The organism is Prosthecochloris marina, assembly GCF_003182595.1.
In the GTDB taxonomy this organism is placed as follows: domain Bacteria; phylum Bacteroidota; class Chlorobiia; order Chlorobiales; family Chlorobiaceae; genus Prosthecochloris; species Prosthecochloris marina.
Genome location: NZ_PDNZ01000002.1, coordinates 38,711 through 53,627, shown reverse-complemented (window position 1 = coordinate 53,627; position 14,917 = coordinate 38,711). Strand labels below are relative to the sequence as shown.

The following is a 14,917-nucleotide window of genomic DNA, read 5'->3' as shown; positions in this document are numbered from 1 at the left end:
GATACTTCGGTTTATCCTTTTATGCTTTGAAGCAGAAATACCTCAAGGCTTTTGCCGGAGGAGTAGGCATTGCATCAGGGCGTTGGTTTTGAAAAGACAGATGACCTGATAATCATGAACGGCATGAGCATCTATTCTCAGGAAATCGAACAAACCCTTGGTTCCCATCCGGGTGTTCATGATGCAGTGGCGGTAGCGCTGAAACATGAGATTTACCAGGACATCCTTGTCTGTGCTGTAGTGCTTGAAAAGAATTCGGAAGCGACAGCCGATGATCTGCTCGCTTTTGCTCGGGCTCGGCTCGGTGCATCCACTCTCTATCGAGTCGTGATTCTCGATGACATTCCTCGTAATGAGCGGGGAAAACCGGTTCTCGCTGAGTTGAACAAGATACTCCTTGCTTTTCTGGGTCGGAGCACTACGCTTGGCAGAAAAGAGGCGGTACGGCCTCATACAGTTTCACTTCCTGCGGGCGGCCGGCAGTTACGGGTGAAGATCCACTTCTCGTTTACTATGCCTGAGGACCCCGATATGGTAGCGCTTGATCGCTGGATAAATGGTGTTCTCGATAATGACCTCAAAACGGATTGTGTTGATTCTTTCCCCGGTGACCGGAGCGTCCCTGCCAGTGTCAGACAATGGTTATGGTGCTGTCTTCAGTTATGCAGGCTGCTTCTTCAGGTAGGTCGTGTTCCGTTTTTCGATCCGCCTGTGATCATTGCATGTTCGCCTAAATCCCTTGACAGCAAGAAATGGAGTGCTGTTGCCGAACTTGCGTTGATCGATGATTTTCCCAAAGATATGTATGATGCTGCTTTGCAGTCGTCGTTTTCCCTGGCTGCTTGGGCGATGATGCATGAGCCTGCCGGGAAAAACCTTGAATATTTTTTCAAAATGGTTCAAGAACGGGTTGTCAAACCGCTTTCGAAGGTTCTGCCTGTCGGCAAGTCGACATACCCCGTTTTGAAAGAAGTCCATCAAAATGGCATCCCTTTTCAGCATCTTGGCGGAGGTGTTTTTCAGCTTGGCTGGGGGGCAAACGCGCGTCGAATGGACCGGAGTACGACCGAAAAGGATTCAGCCATGGGCGCTAAACTTTCCCACAGGAAGGTGCTCGCAACACGATTGTTAGGATCTGCCGGGCTGCCTGCTGCAGTACACAGTGTGGTAAAAACCTATGAAAATGCACTCGAGGCAGCCCGGCAGATCGGATGGCCGGTGGTGATAAAGCCTGCCGACCGTGACCGGGGGGAAGGTGTTAGTGTTGATGTATCGGATGAGCGGGCATTGAAAAGTGCATTCAAACATGCCCTGAAAGTTTCGCAGGTAAGGCAAGTCATAGTCGAGCAACAGATTCCCGGTGTCTGCCACCGTTTGTTTGTGGCCAACGGCAAGCTTCTCTATGCCGTCAAACGTTACCCCATGTCGGTTACCGGTGATGGAAAGAAAAGCGTCGAAGAGCTGGTTGCCTATGAATATGAGCGTCAGCAAAGAAAGCCACCGTGGAGAAGAACGGAGATCCAGCCTCTGGACCAGCGCGCCCTTGACACCATCAAGGCTGCCGGTTTTTCTGTGTTGTCTGTCCCCGAAGAAGGGGTGCTTGTTCCCTTGCGTCCGATAGAATCGACCCAATGGGGAGGCGTCGATGAAGAAGTCACTGACTTTGTTCATCCCGAAAATCTCGCGACGGCTCTCGACGCTGCAAAACTTTTCAGCCTCCATGTAGCAGGCATCGACATCATCAGCACCGATATCTCTATACCTTGGTATGAGAATGGAGCGATCATCAACGAGGTCAACTATGCCCCGTTGTTCGGAGGGGGAGAGATTTCAAAGCGCCATATACCAGTTTTTCTCCGGGAGTTCATGGCTGGTGACGGCAGAATCCCTGTTAACGTGCTTGTCGGGGGGGAAGGGGCGTTGCAAGCTTCATTCCGGCTCTGGAAAGCTCTGCTTTCAAAAGAAGTGCGCGCTTTTCTGACCAATGAAAGGCAAACCTTCGATTCTTCCGGAAAACCGGTTCACATGCCGTTCATAAGCCTCTACCAGCGTATTCGAGCCCTGACACTTTCGTCGAAAGTTGAAGCAATGGTCATAGCGGTTCAGACGGACGAGTTTCTCTATAGCGGCTTGCCCCTGGAATATGTCGACAGCATAACTTTTTGTGATGCTCAACTGGCATCTTTCAGGGAACAGAACAAACTATTGTCGGCAGAAAACCTTGATGCAATGAATCTCCTTCTTGCAGGCTGGAAAAAAGTATGAAGAGTCCAAGGCTGATTTATCATCGGCCGTAACATAGGTTCTGTCCTGGATCATCGGTGAAGAAGAAAACATGCAGGAGATGCTTCCAACTGGAGAAAACTCAGAATACTATCCTCATGGTATACCAGCTTCCGGTTCCAAGTTCAGGATGACGAACCAGGGCTATGTCTCCCTGAACACTTTTGAAGATAAAGCCTGCTCCCCCTGAAAATGTTGATGGTTCTGTAGTGAAACCTGCCCGTAAATTCAGGAAAGATAAGACTCGAACTTCTCCGCCTGCCCGAAGCCTTGCGTCTTTTTTTTCCTGCTTTTCGACAACAGCGTTAAGGACAATGCCGGTTGAGGGCTTGTATGCCATTCCAGCAAAACTTGTCGAGGGTGCATTTTCACCATTCGTGCCCGTTTCCGGACGGTTCAGGTTGAAAATCGAGGCACCCAGGTTCAAAGAGGAAGAGAGTGTCGCAAGGACTCCGAGGTTGATTCCCAAGGTGGATTCGGATTCTTTTGCTGCGGTATCCCTGTCGAGCAGGCCGGCTGATATCCCGGCTCTTAAGGGGCCTGCCACTTTTGTTGAATAAGTAAGGTAGGTGAACGTTTCGTTGTATAGGGATGAACCGTAGTTCAGCCAAGAGATGCCTGCACTCCCGTTCCTGTCGAATGAAAGAGCGTTTGTTTGCAAGGTTCCGTAAAAACTGTCAAGCGAGCTTTGGCCGAACGGGAGCGCATATGAGATTCCGGCAGAGCGATTTTTATCTGCTGCACTTGACGCGGGATTATAATAGATGCCGAAAGGAGGATTTTCAAGAGCCACACCGGCACCTCCCATAGCCTCGACGCGTGCATCCGGACTGCGGTGTTCGAAACTGCCGAATGCAGTTGCAGGGATAAGGTTAAGGGTCAAGAGCAAAAACAGGGAAGTTACTTTCATGTATGTACATCTCTAAGGGTAGGCGTATAAAAAAAGTAATATAATATATTTCTTTAAAAGACAAGATGGTATTACTGATGAATCCTTTGTTTTTTCCTGACTGTAAGGAAATCCGTATTTTTTTGTGTACTTAAACTCGGATTATGAGTGACAGAATGTCGTTCGTAACAGCCTTGAATGATCAAAACCATAGTTGAATAAACGCAAGGAGCACAATCATGAAATCCGGTTTTTTTAAGATTCTATCCGTTTTTTTTCTCGCTTTCATGTTCAGCGGTTGTGGATACAATGCCATGCAGAAGAATGAAGAAGGGGTCAACAAGGCATGGGGTGACCTCGAGTCACAGCTCCAGAGAAGGGCCGATCTTGTACCCAATCTTGTTTCAACGGTCAAGGGCGCTGCCGATTTCGAGCAGGAAACCCTTACGAACGTTATCGAAGCTCGTTCAAAGGCATCCTCTGTCCAGTTGACCCCTGAAATGCTCAGTGATCCGGCAGCAATGGCTAAGTTTCAAAGTGCACAGGGAGAGCTTTCATCCATGCTTTCGAGGCTTATGGTCGTTGTCGAGCGATATCCTGAGCTGAAAGCAAACCAGAACTTCAGGGATCTGCAAAACCAACTGGAAGGTACCGAAAACAGAATCAGTGTTGCCCGTCAACGGTATAACGCTTCAGTTGAGACATTCAACTATTCGATAAGGATGTTTCCCAACTCTTTAACCAATGGCATCGTTCTTCATCTGAAGCCGAAAGAGTATTTCAAGGGTGATGCATCAGTGCAACAGGTGCCACAGGTGGAGTTTTAAATGGTGCGGAGTTCTCTCGTAAGGAAGATGCCATTCATGCTCAGTGGTATATTGTTCATTATCATGGTGCAGGTTTTCTTTTGGCCGGTCAGCCATGCTGTTGAGCTTCCCTCTTTGACCGGAAGGGTCAACGACTATGCTTCCATGATTTCTTCTGAAACGGAGCGGGAAATTGATGAAAAACTCGCCCGGCTCGAGGAAAACGAGTCAACGCAGGTTGTTGTTCTGACCGTTGATTCGCTCGAAGGTGAACCGCTGGAGGATTTTTCCATACGCATTGTGGAGGCGTGGAAGATAGGGCAGAAAGAATACGATAACGGGGTCTTGCTGCTCGTTGCGAAAAAGGACCGAAAGGTGCGCATAGAGGTTGGTTATGGACTGGAAGGGAGGCTTACCGATTTAACTGCGGGAAGAATCGTCGATAACGAAATCGTGCCTTTATTTGCGAAAGGGAGCTATGATCAAGGTATTGCCCACGGTATCGATATGGTCATTGCCGCAGTACAAGGTGAATACTCTGCCTTTCAGAAAGAAAGTGGTCGTGAGGAAAACGGGGGATCTCTTCTTCCTGTTCTGATTATCCTGATCGTAATCATCTACTTTTACAGTCAGGTGCCTCGTGGCGGCGGGGGACACGGTTCCGGGCCGCTGATATTCACAGGTGGTCCTGGAGGTGGTGGTTTTTATGGCGGCGGTAGTCGCAGCGGGGGGTTCGGTGGCGGCGGATTCAGCGGAGGCGGTGGAAGCTTCGGCGGAGGTGGGGCTTCAGGAAGCTGGTGAAGGCCTGATAACGGTTTTTCCCTCTTGTGTTTCGGTACATCGATCTGGGTTTAGTGACTGACCAGATTACATAATAGCGGGGTTTTTATGAAAGATCTTGTCGGAAAATTTCTTTCCGAAGATGATAAGACAACAATAGAGAAAAAAGTTCGGGAGACTGAAAAACGGACTGCCGGAGAAATTGTTGTGATGGTTGTGTCTTCGAGCCACCATTATCCTCTTGCCAACATTCTCGGCGGGATGCTGTTCGGCGTTGTCGCCGGAGTTTCAGCTGCTCTCGTAACAGGGCTGGACACCATGTGGCACTTTCTGGGATTTTTCGTGCTGGCATTTGTGTTAAGCAATGAAGTTATCAAGAAGAGTTTTTTTCTCAAACGCCTGTTTGTTACCGGTTCCGATATGGGCGAGGAGGTTGAAGAGGCAGCAATAGGGTCGTTTTATAAAAAGGGGATATACAATACCAGGAACCACACAGGAATTTTGATCTACATATCCCTTTTTGAACATCGTGTATGGGTGCTCGGGGATAAAGGTGTCAATGCAAAAGTGGATAAATCTGTATGGCAGGAGATAACCGCTATGATAACGGCCGGTATCAAGGAAAAGCGGCAAGTTTCAGTTATCTGTCAAGCTGTTGAGCGTTGCGGGGGTATTCTTGAAAAGTATTTCCCTGCAGAACCGGATGACTCGAATGAACTTGGTGACTCTGTGATCATAGGTCATTAAAACGAAAGGAAGTGGTTTATGAAATCGTTGTGCAAGCTTAAGAGTAAAGATGTGGAGAAAAATATCGCGAGTCTGGTGAAGGATGTGGTGAAGCCAAAATACTTTTGTGAGAAATGTGCACGTGCTTCGAAGAAGAAGGCTCATTTGTGCAGGCCGGTAAAGATTATTCGATTATCAGGTGGTTGATATGTCGTTTTTTTCAAAAATGAAACAGCAAAAAATGCATATTTAACAACGACAGCCTTTCGCACAGTCTGCCGCATTCGTATGAGATTGCCTGTCTTTCTGTCCAGTGCGGAAGCTGTTCCTGTTTTTGTGCTTTATTAATTTCGAGAGAGTTCACAATGACGTATTACAAAAAACTTCTGCCATTTTTTCTTCTGTTTGTTTGTTTTGGTTTTGGGGCATGTGGTCCGAGTGCCGAGGAACTCAACACCAGTGCTATGGAAAAGTTGGAAAACGAGGATTTCGATGGAGCGCTGGATGATCTTAACAAAGCAATCGAGCAAGATCCGGAGTACGCAGAGGCCTATCTTAACCGTGGATATGTTTACATAAGTACCGGTGAACTACTGAAAGTGCTTGAAAATTTCGACAAAGCCATTCTTCTGGACTCGGAGTATGTAGAGGCATACTATAATCGTGGTATTATCTACAGCTACTTTGAAGAGTATGATAAATCCATGGCTGATTTCAACAAAGTTATAGCGTTGCAGCCGGAGGATACAGAAGCCTATATCAGCAGAGCTTTGGTTCGTTCATGGCTCGGCGACAGAGAAGGGGAGCTTGCCGATCTGAAGGTTGCTGCCAGACTCGGCGACTCTGCTATTCGCAAGTTGCTCGAGGATAACGGTATTGAATGGGATGATGATACGGCGAAAGAGGATGCTGGCGAACATGAGAAGACGAAAAAGAGATGATTGGCTTCGCGATCTTTGTACTCTGAAAAATGTTTCGGTTGCCGGGTTCCGCTGACGTATTTTGTTATAACGGCAATCGGCGAGTCCGGCTAGGAAATTCCCCCCGGTCACTATGAAACGTTTTCTTATGACCTTGCTCTGCTCGATGCAGGAATAGAAAATAATAGAGAGCGATGTTTCCTTTTATTGTTGCTAAAGGTTGTACAACCCGGTTGATACGATGATTCTTTTTGTAGAAAGTCCGGGGTCGAAAAAGCGCAGGATAGGTGCGATTCTTGCTGTGCTTGTGCTTTTTGCTTCATTGCTATTCCTCATGAATGATTATCGTCTTTCCGAATCAACTACTGGAGATATCCAACGGGAGCAAAGCTGGGCGCGCTCAGGGGTCATGCCGGATATCATAGTTTCCGGTATCGAGGTTCAACCAGTGGTGCCTCGTGTAAATGAGCCATTTGTGTTGAGTGTCTTCTGCCAAAATATCGGTATCGTTCGATCCGGGCTTTACAGTATCGACGTCATTATCAGAGATGCCAATGGGATGGAGGTGTTCAAAGAGAGGGCTATACGAAAAAACGCTCTTGAACCGGGGCAAATAGGGGTGGCATTTTCGGCTTCGGTCACACTCGACGGTGATCCTCCCGGTCTGTATACGATATCAATTGTGGCCAGTCCCGAAGGGTTTGAGGATAGTAACCTTGAGAACAACAGGGGCTCGAGGGTTGTCGATATGACATAATCCATCGTTCACTATAGGCTTATTACCCTGGTTTTTGCCGTCAGGAAAACTCTCTTCACCAGCTAGAAAATTGACTTTATCCCCTATTGTTTCCCGATATCCCGACCGTCATGCATGGGGGAACAGAAGTACACTGAGCCGAATTTCCTTTCCTGCTTTAGGTACACTTTGGAAGGATTTCGTTTTTCTGCGGTGCACAGTCCGATATGGAAGAGAATGACAGTGCCGCAGATTTATTTCCCGGAATTCTATATTGTTATGTTTATTGCAGAAAATGACAGCGTTAACGCGTTGAGAAAGCGGATGCTGCCGGTAACATAATGATGTAAGTTTGACGATTCATGAAAAAAACAGCGTTGTATTCATGGCACGAGGAAAGAGGAGCGAAAATGATCGATTTCTGCGGTTACCTCATGCCTGTTCAGTATTCCGGGATTATTGCAGAGCATAAGTGCGTTCGTACTGCAGCAGGGCTTTTCGATGTTTCCCACATGGGTAACTTTTATGTTAAGGGTGCGCGTTCTCTCGAGTTTCTTCAGTTCATGACCACCAACGATGCGGCTTCCCTGAAAAACGGTCAGGCACAGTACACTTTGATGCTTTATCCCGACGGTGGAATTGTCGATGACCTTATCATTTACAGGATAGATCATGAGACATGGTTTCTTGTCGTCAATGCAAGTAATATGGAGAAAGATTTCAATTGGCTCAGGAAGCATGTGGAAGCGTTCGAGGGAGTGTCGGTTGAAGATCATACGGAAAGACTCTCACTCATTGCCCTCCAGGGGCCCAAGTCGATGCATATTCTCCAACGGGTATTTTCTTCATCGGTGTGTGAGCAGCTTTCTTCTTTTCAATTTCTCCGGACCGATTTTCAGGATGTGGAGCTCATGGTTGCCTGTACCGGATATACTGGAGAAAAAGGTGTCGAGATTTCGATACCGAATGAACGTGCAGAGGATTTGTGGAAAGTTTTCATGCAGGAAGGCAGTGAGTTCGGTGTTCAGCCTGTTGGGCTTGGAGCAAGGGACACTTTGCGGCTTGAAATGGGTTACCCCCTCTATGGTCATGAAATAAATCGTGAGACCAACCCTATTGAAACCCGGCTGAAATGGGTGACGAAGCTTGATAAGGGTGATTTTATCGGCAAAGAAGCCTGTACCGAAGCTGATCGTCAACCTGAGCGGACCATCGTTGGATTTGTTATGGAAGAACGTGCAATTCCGCGCCAGGGGTATATGCTGTATGACAGTGACGAGAATGAAATCGGGAAGGTTTGTAGCGGTACCATGTCGCCAACCCTGCAGAAGCCTATAGGGACTGCAAATGTGTTGCGGCAATCGATGGAGCCAGGTAGTGCTGTTTTTATGGATGTCAGGAATAAGCGTTACAGTGGCAAGGTTGTCAAATTACCTTTTGTCCGGCAGTGAAAAACTGGTGAACAATGAACTGGATTTCAGGCATAGTTACTTTATGAACAAGGAGAAGCTGAAAAAAGAGCTGTCAGGGATAGTACTGGGCATCATTGCCTTTTTTTATATCGGGGCGTTGCTGTTTTATGATCAAGATGACCAAACAGTTTTGGCCGGGTTGAAGTGGTATGAGTTTTTTGGCCGTGGCGCAATGGAAACGGTTTCAAAGCTTCACAATCCCTTCGGTATTTTCGGGGCACGCCTGGCGGAACTTTTTATCAGGTCTTTTCTGGGTTATGTTTCAATAGTTCCCGGCTTGGCTCTTCTCTATTGGGGGTGGTCTCTCTTGCGCCATAAAAGTCTCAAACCCCCGTTACTTTTTACATTTTACACGGTTTTCATATCCCTTGTTGCTGCCTCCATGTTCGGGTTGACTACCGCACCGTTCGGTGATGTCATGTCCGGTGCGATAGGGAGGATGCTTGCAGCAGTTCTTTCAACGGTTATTGGCTATACGGGAGCATGGATTCTGCTTGCTGCACTTGCTGCGGCGGCAACTCTTTTCGCTGTAAGGATTCTTGTTGAAAATCCGTTTGACAAGCTGCGTTCTGCCTTCACTGGTATCGGAGTTCTCAAGGGACGCATTGTTGCTGCCTTCGAGCATAAAAAAAGCAGGGAGTCGAAACCGGAATCCGAAGAAGCGGAGTTGAGTTTACCTTTCCCACCTGAAAATCCGGAAAACACTTTTGTTGAAAAACTGACTGAAGAAGCTCAAGAAGAGGCAGCAAATTCTAGTTCATCGGCTCCAACTGATGATGAGCCGGAAATAACCATTCGCGAAGGAGTGCATGAGAAAGAGGCCGATCTCGATAAACGCAGACTCAAAGTAAAAACAAAGGACAGGATTGCTTACCGTTTTCCTTCTGTTGATCTGCTTCGTCATACTCGCGAGGAAGACGACTATATTGATGAAACGCTGCTTGAAGACAGTAAAAACAGGCTACTTGAAAAGCTTCGGATATACAAGGTGGAGGTTGTAAGAATATCTGCCACTGTCGGTCCGAGAGTGACCCTTTTTGAGCTTGAACTTGCACCCGATGTTAAGGTAAGCCGGGTGACGTCACTGGAAAATGATCTTGCGATGGCGATGGCGGCAAGAGGTATCCGGATCATTGCTCCTATTCCTGGAAAAAATGCCGTTGGGGTTGAAATTCCGCACGGCAAGCCACGAACTGTATGGATGCGTTCGGTTCTTCAGGTTGAAAAATTCAAGAACAACAAAATGGCTCTCCCGGTTGTTTTGGGAAAAACCATTGCCAATGAGGTGTACCTTGAAGATCTTGTTACCATGCCTCACCTTCTGATTGCAGGTGCAACCGGTTCGGGAAAGTCGGTAGGTATCAACGTCATGTTAACCAGTCTTCTCTACGCATGCAGTCCTGACAGGGTCAAATTTGTACTGATAGATCCCAAGCGTGTCGAGCTGTTGCATTACCAGAACCTCAAAAACCACTTTCTTGTAAAGTTTCACGGTCTTGACGAACAGATAATCACCGATCCGACAAAGGCAGTGTATGCACTGAAGTCAGTCGAGAAAGAGATGGAGCAGCGCTATGATCTGCTTGAAAAAGCCGGGGTTCGTAACATTGCCGATTTCAATCGCAAACAACCTGACGAAGCACTGCCCTATCTCGTTGTCGTTGTTGACGAATTGGCCGACCTCATGATTACTGCAGGAAGGGACGTCGAGGAACCGATCACCCGCCTGGCACAGCTTTCAAGGGCGGTCGGCATTCACCTTATTGTTGCAACCCAGAGGCCGTCGGTTGATATTATAACCGGGGTCATTAAAGCGAACTTTCCTGCAAGGATCGCTTTTCAGGTTGCAAGTAAGGTTGATTCCCGTACTATACTTGACGGGTCAGGTGCCGAGCAGCTTCTTGGAAACGGTGATATGCTGTATCAACCCACCTCACAACCGAAGCCTGAACGTATTCAATGTCCTTATGTCTCTTCAGGGGAAGTGGAGGCCATTACTTCGTTTATCGGTAAACAGGATGGTTTGAAAAATTTCTACCATCTTCCACAGCCCGACATAAAGGAAAAAGGAAATGGTGTGCAAAACGGTGGTTTTCAGGATAAAGATGGAAGGGACTCCATGTTTGAAGAGGCTGCACATCTGGTGGTTATGCATCAGCAGGGGAGTGTTTCCCTGCTTCAGCGACGTCTTAAACTGGGTTTCAGCAGGGCTGCCCGCATTATGGATCAACTGGAAGCTGCCGGTATTGTAGGACCTGCCGACGGTAGCAAGGCTCGTGATGTTTTGGTTGACAGTCACGATGCGCTTGATCTGTTGTTGAGAAATCTTGACTGAGGGATTCCCCATTTTATCGGAGGTCCATAACAGCGAATAAATGAGCATTGAAAAAAACCTTGAGTCAGGCGTCCTTGGCAATCGCCTGATTTGGGAAAATCATTTTGTTTTTTGCTCGTGACAGTTCATATTAGGTCATGGGATGCTATACCCGTGATTTTTTCCGTACACAAAAACAAAGAATATGAATACCAATAAAGATTATTTGCCGGATACCGATCCGTTGTATGACAGGGTTATAAAGGCGCTTGAAGATGTTCGCCCTTACCTTCAGGCTGATGGGGGAGACTGCCAGCTTGTCGGCATTACCAAAGATATGGTTGTCGATGTAAAACTTCTCGGAGCCTGTGGTTCCTGCCCGATGAGTACGCTGACGCTTCGTGCCGGGGTGGAACAGGCAGTCAAGAGAGCTATTCCTGAAATCGCAAGGGTGGAGTCGGTTTAAAGGACAAGTCACAAATTCGTCATGAAAAGAGGCTGTCATGAAAAGACAGCCTTTCGTATTGTTAGCAGATAGTTAAAGGTTCTCCCTTCGTAATTACCCTTCCCGAGCCTGACTCCTGAGGTCCAAAACAACTGTTTCACAAGACAACATGATCTTTTTCTGCCGGATCACCCCATGTAACAGTCTTTATTTATTACACAGGGTGGCATGACTTTTGTCAATTGTGGTGGGCGCACGCTGCGGCATTGTGTATGGAAATTTCTCTTGCAACCTCAGAGGCTGCGGTGTCGATCGCCTTTGCAGCTATGCTGTCGGGAGATTCAACAACAACCGGCTTTCCACTATCTCCTCCTTCTCTGATACTACCGCCGATCGGTATTGAACCAAGAAGCGTTATTCCCTGAGCCTTGGCGAACTTTTCCCCGCCCCCTTTGCCGAATATGTAGTCTTTTGAGCCATCGGGCAGAAGATAGTAGCTCATATTCTCTATGAGGCCAAGCAGTGGTACGTTGACCTTTCTGAACATGGTGACCGCTTTTGAAACATCAGCCAGGGCAACGTCTTGGGGAGTTGTGACGATAACGGCGCCGTTGACGGGAAGCGTTTGTACAAGAGTGAGTTGAATATCCCCTGTGCCGGGAGGCAGGTCGAAAATGAGATAGTCCAGTTCACCCCATGCAACATCGGTGATAAACTGCTTTATGGCGGATGATGCCATGGGGCCTCTCCAGATGACCGGGTTGTCGCTTTCGATCAGGAAACCGATTGACATGAGTTTCACACCGTATTTTTCGATTGGTATGATGGTTTTGTCAACTACTTCCGGGCGCTTGTTTTCAAGGCCGAACATCGTCGGTATGCTCGGCCCGTAAAGATCTGCATCGATCAGGCCGACTTTCGCACCCGTTTGGGCAAGGCTCACTGCAAGGTTGACTGCTATGGTTGATTTGCCGACTCCGCCTTTGCCCGAACCGACGGCAATGATGTTTCTGACATTGGGCAAGGGATTTGTTTTTTCTCCGTGGTTACCACAGCTTGTGCCTGAGGTGACTTTTGCAGGGAGATCTATTGTTATTTCGCCCGCTTCAGGCAGTCGGTCGCGAATGACGGCTGTGCATGCGTTTCTGAAGTGTTCTTTCATCGGACAGGCAGGTGTAGTCAGCTGAATGCTGAAAGAGATGTTGTTGCTGTCATCGATACGTACGTCCTTGATCATATTCAAAGAGACCAGATCTTTTTTCAGGTCAGGATCCATGACGTTTTCAAGGGCTTCAAGTACCTGCTTCTCGGTAATTACTGGCATATCGTAAAAATTTATGAGGTTCTGAAAATGTATGTATAAGCGTTTTTGGTGGACTTATTTGTTTTTGTAACGTAATGATAGTGGCACTCCGGTAAAATCGAATGTTTGCCGAAGACGCTTTTCAAGAAACCGTTTATAATTGCTGAGTACAAGGTCCGGGTTGTTACAGAAAAACGCAAATACCGGGTAATGAGCGCCAATCTGGGTCATGTATTTTATTTTGAGTTCACGCCCCGACTTTGAGGAAGGTGGAACTTCCGAGAGCACGTGCTGCAGGAACCTGTTGAGTTCACTTGTGCTTATTTTCCTTTGGCGGTTCAGCGAAATTTCATGAGCGGTGTCGATCGCTTTATAAAGGTTTTTTCTGGTCAGTGCCGAAACGAAGTGGATCGGAATCCAGGAGAGATTGCCGATTTGAGCATAGAGATTGTCACTATATTTTTTGCTTGTTTTCGAATCTTTTTCGATAAGATCCCATTTATTGACAAGGATAAGGATTCCTTTTTTCTTTTCGGCCGCCATCTGTATGATCTTTATATCCTGCTTTTCAAGGCCTTGCTCAGCGTCGAGCAACAGCAGTGCGACATCGCAACGTTCGATGGATTTTTCCGTTCGCAGGGAGCTGTAAAATTCTATACCTTTGTCGATTTTTGTTCGTTTACGCAGACCTGCGGTGTCGATCAATAGAAAGTCCTTTCCGTTACGTTTGAATCTGCTGTCTATGGCATCCCTTGTTGTCCCGGGTGTGTTTGAGACAATATGCCGGTTTGTACCGAGAAGAGCGTTGACGAAGCTCGATTTGCCGACATTGGGGCGTCCGATGATGGCAAGCCTGGTTACCTCATCTTTTTCATCCTCCGGACTTGCTTCGGGAAAAGAAAGCACAACTTCATCGAGCAGGTCTGCTACCCCCGTTCCTTCCCGGGCGGATATGAACCAGGGTTCGGTAAAGCCGGTTTTACGGAATTCTTCACCTTCATATGCAAGCTGGCGGCTTTCAACCTTGTTTACGACCAGATAAACCGGTTTATCCCGGAAATGCTTTTTAAGCATACCGCTCATGTCGAGATCGAGATAGGTCAACCCGGAACGCACATCGACCATGAACAAAATGGCATCCGCTTCATGTATTGCGGTAAGCGTCTGCTCGAGCATGGCGGTGCTTATCGTGTCCTTTTCATGGCAATACCCCCCGGTGTCCATCACCATGAACTGTTTTCCTTGCCATTCAGCCTGTGCCATATGGCGGTCCCTCGTTACTCCGGGTGTGCTGTCGGTAATTGCGCTTTTGCTCCGTGTAATACGGTTGAAAAGGGTTGATTTCCCGACGTTCGGCCGGCCGACAAGAGCTACAAGAGGTTTCATTGTTCCGTTTTAATGGCTTGATAACCAGACAGTTTGATAGCTGAATGGCCGTGACGTTATGAGACATGTAACATGTGGTCCTCACAGGTCTCTATTCCGGGACGTATAAGGTACTTAAAGCCTTCATGGTACTTGCGGTCTCAAATTAAACTATATCTTCGTCATAATAATCAGCAAATGAAAATACTTTTGCTTTTCTTTGTTATCCGCCTAACAAGCTATCCTGTCGCACGTCATCAAGGCTCTTGTTACATAAAAAGGCAACGTTACGATGCTTTCGCCGGATCATTGACAGTTGCAATTGTGTTTGGCAAGGTATAATGTTTGTAGAATTATTCGAAATAAATTACATTGCCAGACACAATTTTTTGGAATGTTTCTCTAAACAATGTACGAGGATGAGTAAGACGATTAGTTTCAAGACATATTCGGCCAAGCCCGGAGAAGTTGAGCGCAAATGGTATGTCGTTGATGCGGAAGGTAAGGTGTTGGGCCGTCTTGCCAGTGAAATTGCGAAGGTACTGCGTGGAAAACACAAGCCACAGTTTACCCCGCATGTAGACACGGGAGATTTCGTTATCGTAACGAATGCCGGTAAAATCGGGTTGAGTGGAAGAAAGATAGATCAAAAGACCTACTTTTCACACTCCAATTATCCTGGTGGCGTTAAGGTTGAAAACGTCAAGGAGCTTCTCGTGAAAAACCCTGAAAAGGTTATCGAGAAAGCTGTGTGGGGAATGCTTCCGCACAATAATCTCGGAAGAGCACTTTTTAAAAAGCTCAAAGTATATGCTGGTCCCGAGCATCCGCACGCTGCTCAGTGTCCTGTTGAAATGAAGGTTAACTAATAATAAAAC

The 14,917-nt window shown here is 47.2% G+C and carries 13 protein-coding genes; 10 read left to right on the top strand and 3 right to left on the bottom strand.

What is annotated here, in order from left to right; all coding sequences use genetic code 11:
- The first annotated feature begins 123 nt into the window (after positions 1 to 123).
- The gene (locus CR164_RS02435) at positions 124 to 2,265 is read left to right on the top strand and encodes an AMP-binding enzyme (RefSeq protein WP_161953471.1); all 2,142 of its coding nucleotides are present in this window, start codon (positions 124 to 126) and stop codon (positions 2,263 to 2,265) included.
- Positions 2,266 to 2,365: 100 nt separating this feature from the next.
- On the opposite strand, the gene CR164_RS02430 is transcribed toward CR164_RS02435, so the two are convergent.
- Positions 2,366 to 3,193: a PorV/PorQ family protein gene (locus tag CR164_RS02430; protein WP_110022346.1), complete on the bottom strand. Its 828-nt coding sequence runs from the start codon at positions 3,191 to 3,193 to the stop codon at positions 2,366 to 2,368.
- 218 nt (positions 3,194 to 3,411) lie between these two features.
- Between CR164_RS02430 and CR164_RS02425 the strand changes: the two genes are divergently transcribed.
- The 8 genes from CR164_RS02425 to CR164_RS02390 all read left to right on the top strand — a co-directional run bounded on the left by CR164_RS02425 (position 3,412) and on the right by CR164_RS02390 (position 11,392).
- Positions 3,412 to 3,999, top strand: a complete 588-nt coding sequence (locus tag CR164_RS02425; protein ID WP_110022345.1) for a LemA family protein — start codon at positions 3,412 to 3,414, stop codon at positions 3,997 to 3,999.
- 36 nt (positions 4,000 to 4,035) lie between these two features.
- Complete coding sequence (locus CR164_RS02420; protein ID WP_239994435.1) at positions 4,036 to 4,779, top strand: TPM domain-containing protein; 744 nt, start codon at positions 4,036 to 4,038, stop codon at positions 4,777 to 4,779.
- A gap of 87 nt (positions 4,780 to 4,866) precedes the next feature.
- Positions 4,867 to 5,505: a TPM domain-containing protein gene (locus CR164_RS02415; RefSeq protein ID WP_110022344.1), complete on the top strand. Its 639-nt coding sequence runs from the start codon at positions 4,867 to 4,869 to the stop codon at positions 5,503 to 5,505.
- A gap of 344 nt (positions 5,506 to 5,849) precedes the next feature.
- Positions 5,850 to 6,425, top strand: a complete 576-nt coding sequence (locus CR164_RS02410; protein WP_110022343.1) for a tetratricopeptide repeat protein — start codon at positions 5,850 to 5,852, stop codon at positions 6,423 to 6,425.
- 220 nt (positions 6,426 to 6,645) lie between these two features.
- Positions 6,646 to 7,161, top strand: a complete 516-nt coding sequence (locus CR164_RS02405) for a hypothetical protein (RefSeq protein ID WP_110022342.1) — start codon at positions 6,646 to 6,648, stop codon at positions 7,159 to 7,161.
- A 341-nt stretch (positions 7,162 to 7,502) separates the two neighbouring features.
- Positions 7,503 to 8,591 (top strand): glycine cleavage system aminomethyltransferase GcvT, encoded by a 1,089-nt coding sequence (gene gcvT / locus CR164_RS02400; RefSeq protein WP_110022341.1) that lies wholly within the window; start codon positions 7,503 to 7,505, stop codon positions 8,589 to 8,591.
- Positions 8,592 to 8,634: 43 nt separating this feature from the next.
- Entirely contained in the window at positions 8,635 to 10,947 is a 2,313-nt protein-coding gene (locus tag CR164_RS02395; RefSeq protein WP_110022665.1) for a DNA translocase FtsK, read from the top strand.
- Between the two features lie 184 nt (positions 10,948 to 11,131).
- Positions 11,132 to 11,392, top strand: a complete 261-nt coding sequence (locus CR164_RS02390; protein ID WP_110022340.1) for a NifU family protein — start codon at positions 11,132 to 11,134, stop codon at positions 11,390 to 11,392.
- Between the two features lie 217 nt (positions 11,393 to 11,609).
- Here the strand turns inward: CR164_RS02390 and CR164_RS02385 are convergent, their stop codons facing one another.
- Positions 11,610 to 12,695 (bottom strand): Mrp/NBP35 family ATP-binding protein, encoded by a 1,086-nt coding sequence (locus tag CR164_RS02385; protein ID WP_110022339.1) that lies wholly within the window; start codon positions 12,693 to 12,695, stop codon positions 11,610 to 11,612.
- Positions 12,696 to 12,749: 54 nt separating this feature from the next.
- Positions 12,750 to 14,060 carry a ribosome biogenesis GTPase Der gene (gene der / locus CR164_RS02380; protein WP_110022338.1) on the bottom strand — a complete coding sequence of 437 codons (1,311 nt, stop codon included), beginning with the start codon at positions 14,058 to 14,060 and terminating at the stop codon, positions 12,750 to 12,752.
- A 398-nt stretch (positions 14,061 to 14,458) separates the two neighbouring features.
- Between der and rplM the strand changes: the two genes are divergently transcribed.
- The gene (gene rplM / locus CR164_RS02375; RefSeq protein ID WP_110022337.1) at positions 14,459 to 14,908 is read left to right on the top strand and encodes a 50S ribosomal protein L13; all 450 of its coding nucleotides are present in this window, start codon (positions 14,459 to 14,461) and stop codon (positions 14,906 to 14,908) included.
- Positions 14,909 to 14,917: the final 9 nt, after the last annotated feature.

Bases quoted from the DNA above. Each gene is read 5' to 3' on its own strand.
- CR164_RS02435 (WP_161953471.1), top strand. From the start codon at position 124: ATGAGCATCTATTCTCAGGAAATCGAACAAACCCTTGGTTCCCATCCG.
- CR164_RS02430 (WP_110022346.1), bottom strand. From the start codon at position 3,193: ATGAAAGTAACTTCCCTGTTTTTGCTCTTGACCCTTAACCTTATCCCT.
- CR164_RS02425 (WP_110022345.1), top strand. From the start codon at position 3,412: ATGAAATCCGGTTTTTTTAAGATTCTATCCGTTTTTTTTCTCGCTTTC.
- CR164_RS02420 (WP_239994435.1), top strand. From the start codon at position 4,036: ATGCTCAGTGGTATATTGTTCATTATCATGGTGCAGGTTTTCTTTTGG.
- CR164_RS02415 (WP_110022344.1), top strand. From the start codon at position 4,867: ATGAAAGATCTTGTCGGAAAATTTCTTTCCGAAGATGATAAGACAACA.
- CR164_RS02410 (WP_110022343.1), top strand. From the start codon at position 5,850: ATGACGTATTACAAAAAACTTCTGCCATTTTTTCTTCTGTTTGTTTGT.
- CR164_RS02405 (WP_110022342.1), top strand. From the start codon at position 6,646: ATGATTCTTTTTGTAGAAAGTCCGGGGTCGAAAAAGCGCAGGATAGGT.
- gcvT (WP_110022341.1), top strand. From the start codon at position 7,503: ATGAAAAAAACAGCGTTGTATTCATGGCACGAGGAAAGAGGAGCGAAA.
- CR164_RS02395 (WP_110022665.1), top strand. From the start codon at position 8,635: ATGAACAAGGAGAAGCTGAAAAAAGAGCTGTCAGGGATAGTACTGGGC.
- CR164_RS02390 (WP_110022340.1), top strand. From the start codon at position 11,132: ATGAATACCAATAAAGATTATTTGCCGGATACCGATCCGTTGTATGAC.
- CR164_RS02385 (WP_110022339.1), bottom strand. From the start codon at position 12,695: ATGCCAGTAATTACCGAGAAGCAGGTACTTGAAGCCCTTGAAAACGTC.
- der (WP_110022338.1), bottom strand. From the start codon at position 14,060: ATGAAACCTCTTGTAGCTCTTGTCGGCCGGCCGAACGTCGGGAAATCA.
- rplM (WP_110022337.1), top strand. From the start codon at position 14,459: ATGAGTAAGACGATTAGTTTCAAGACATATTCGGCCAAGCCCGGAGAA.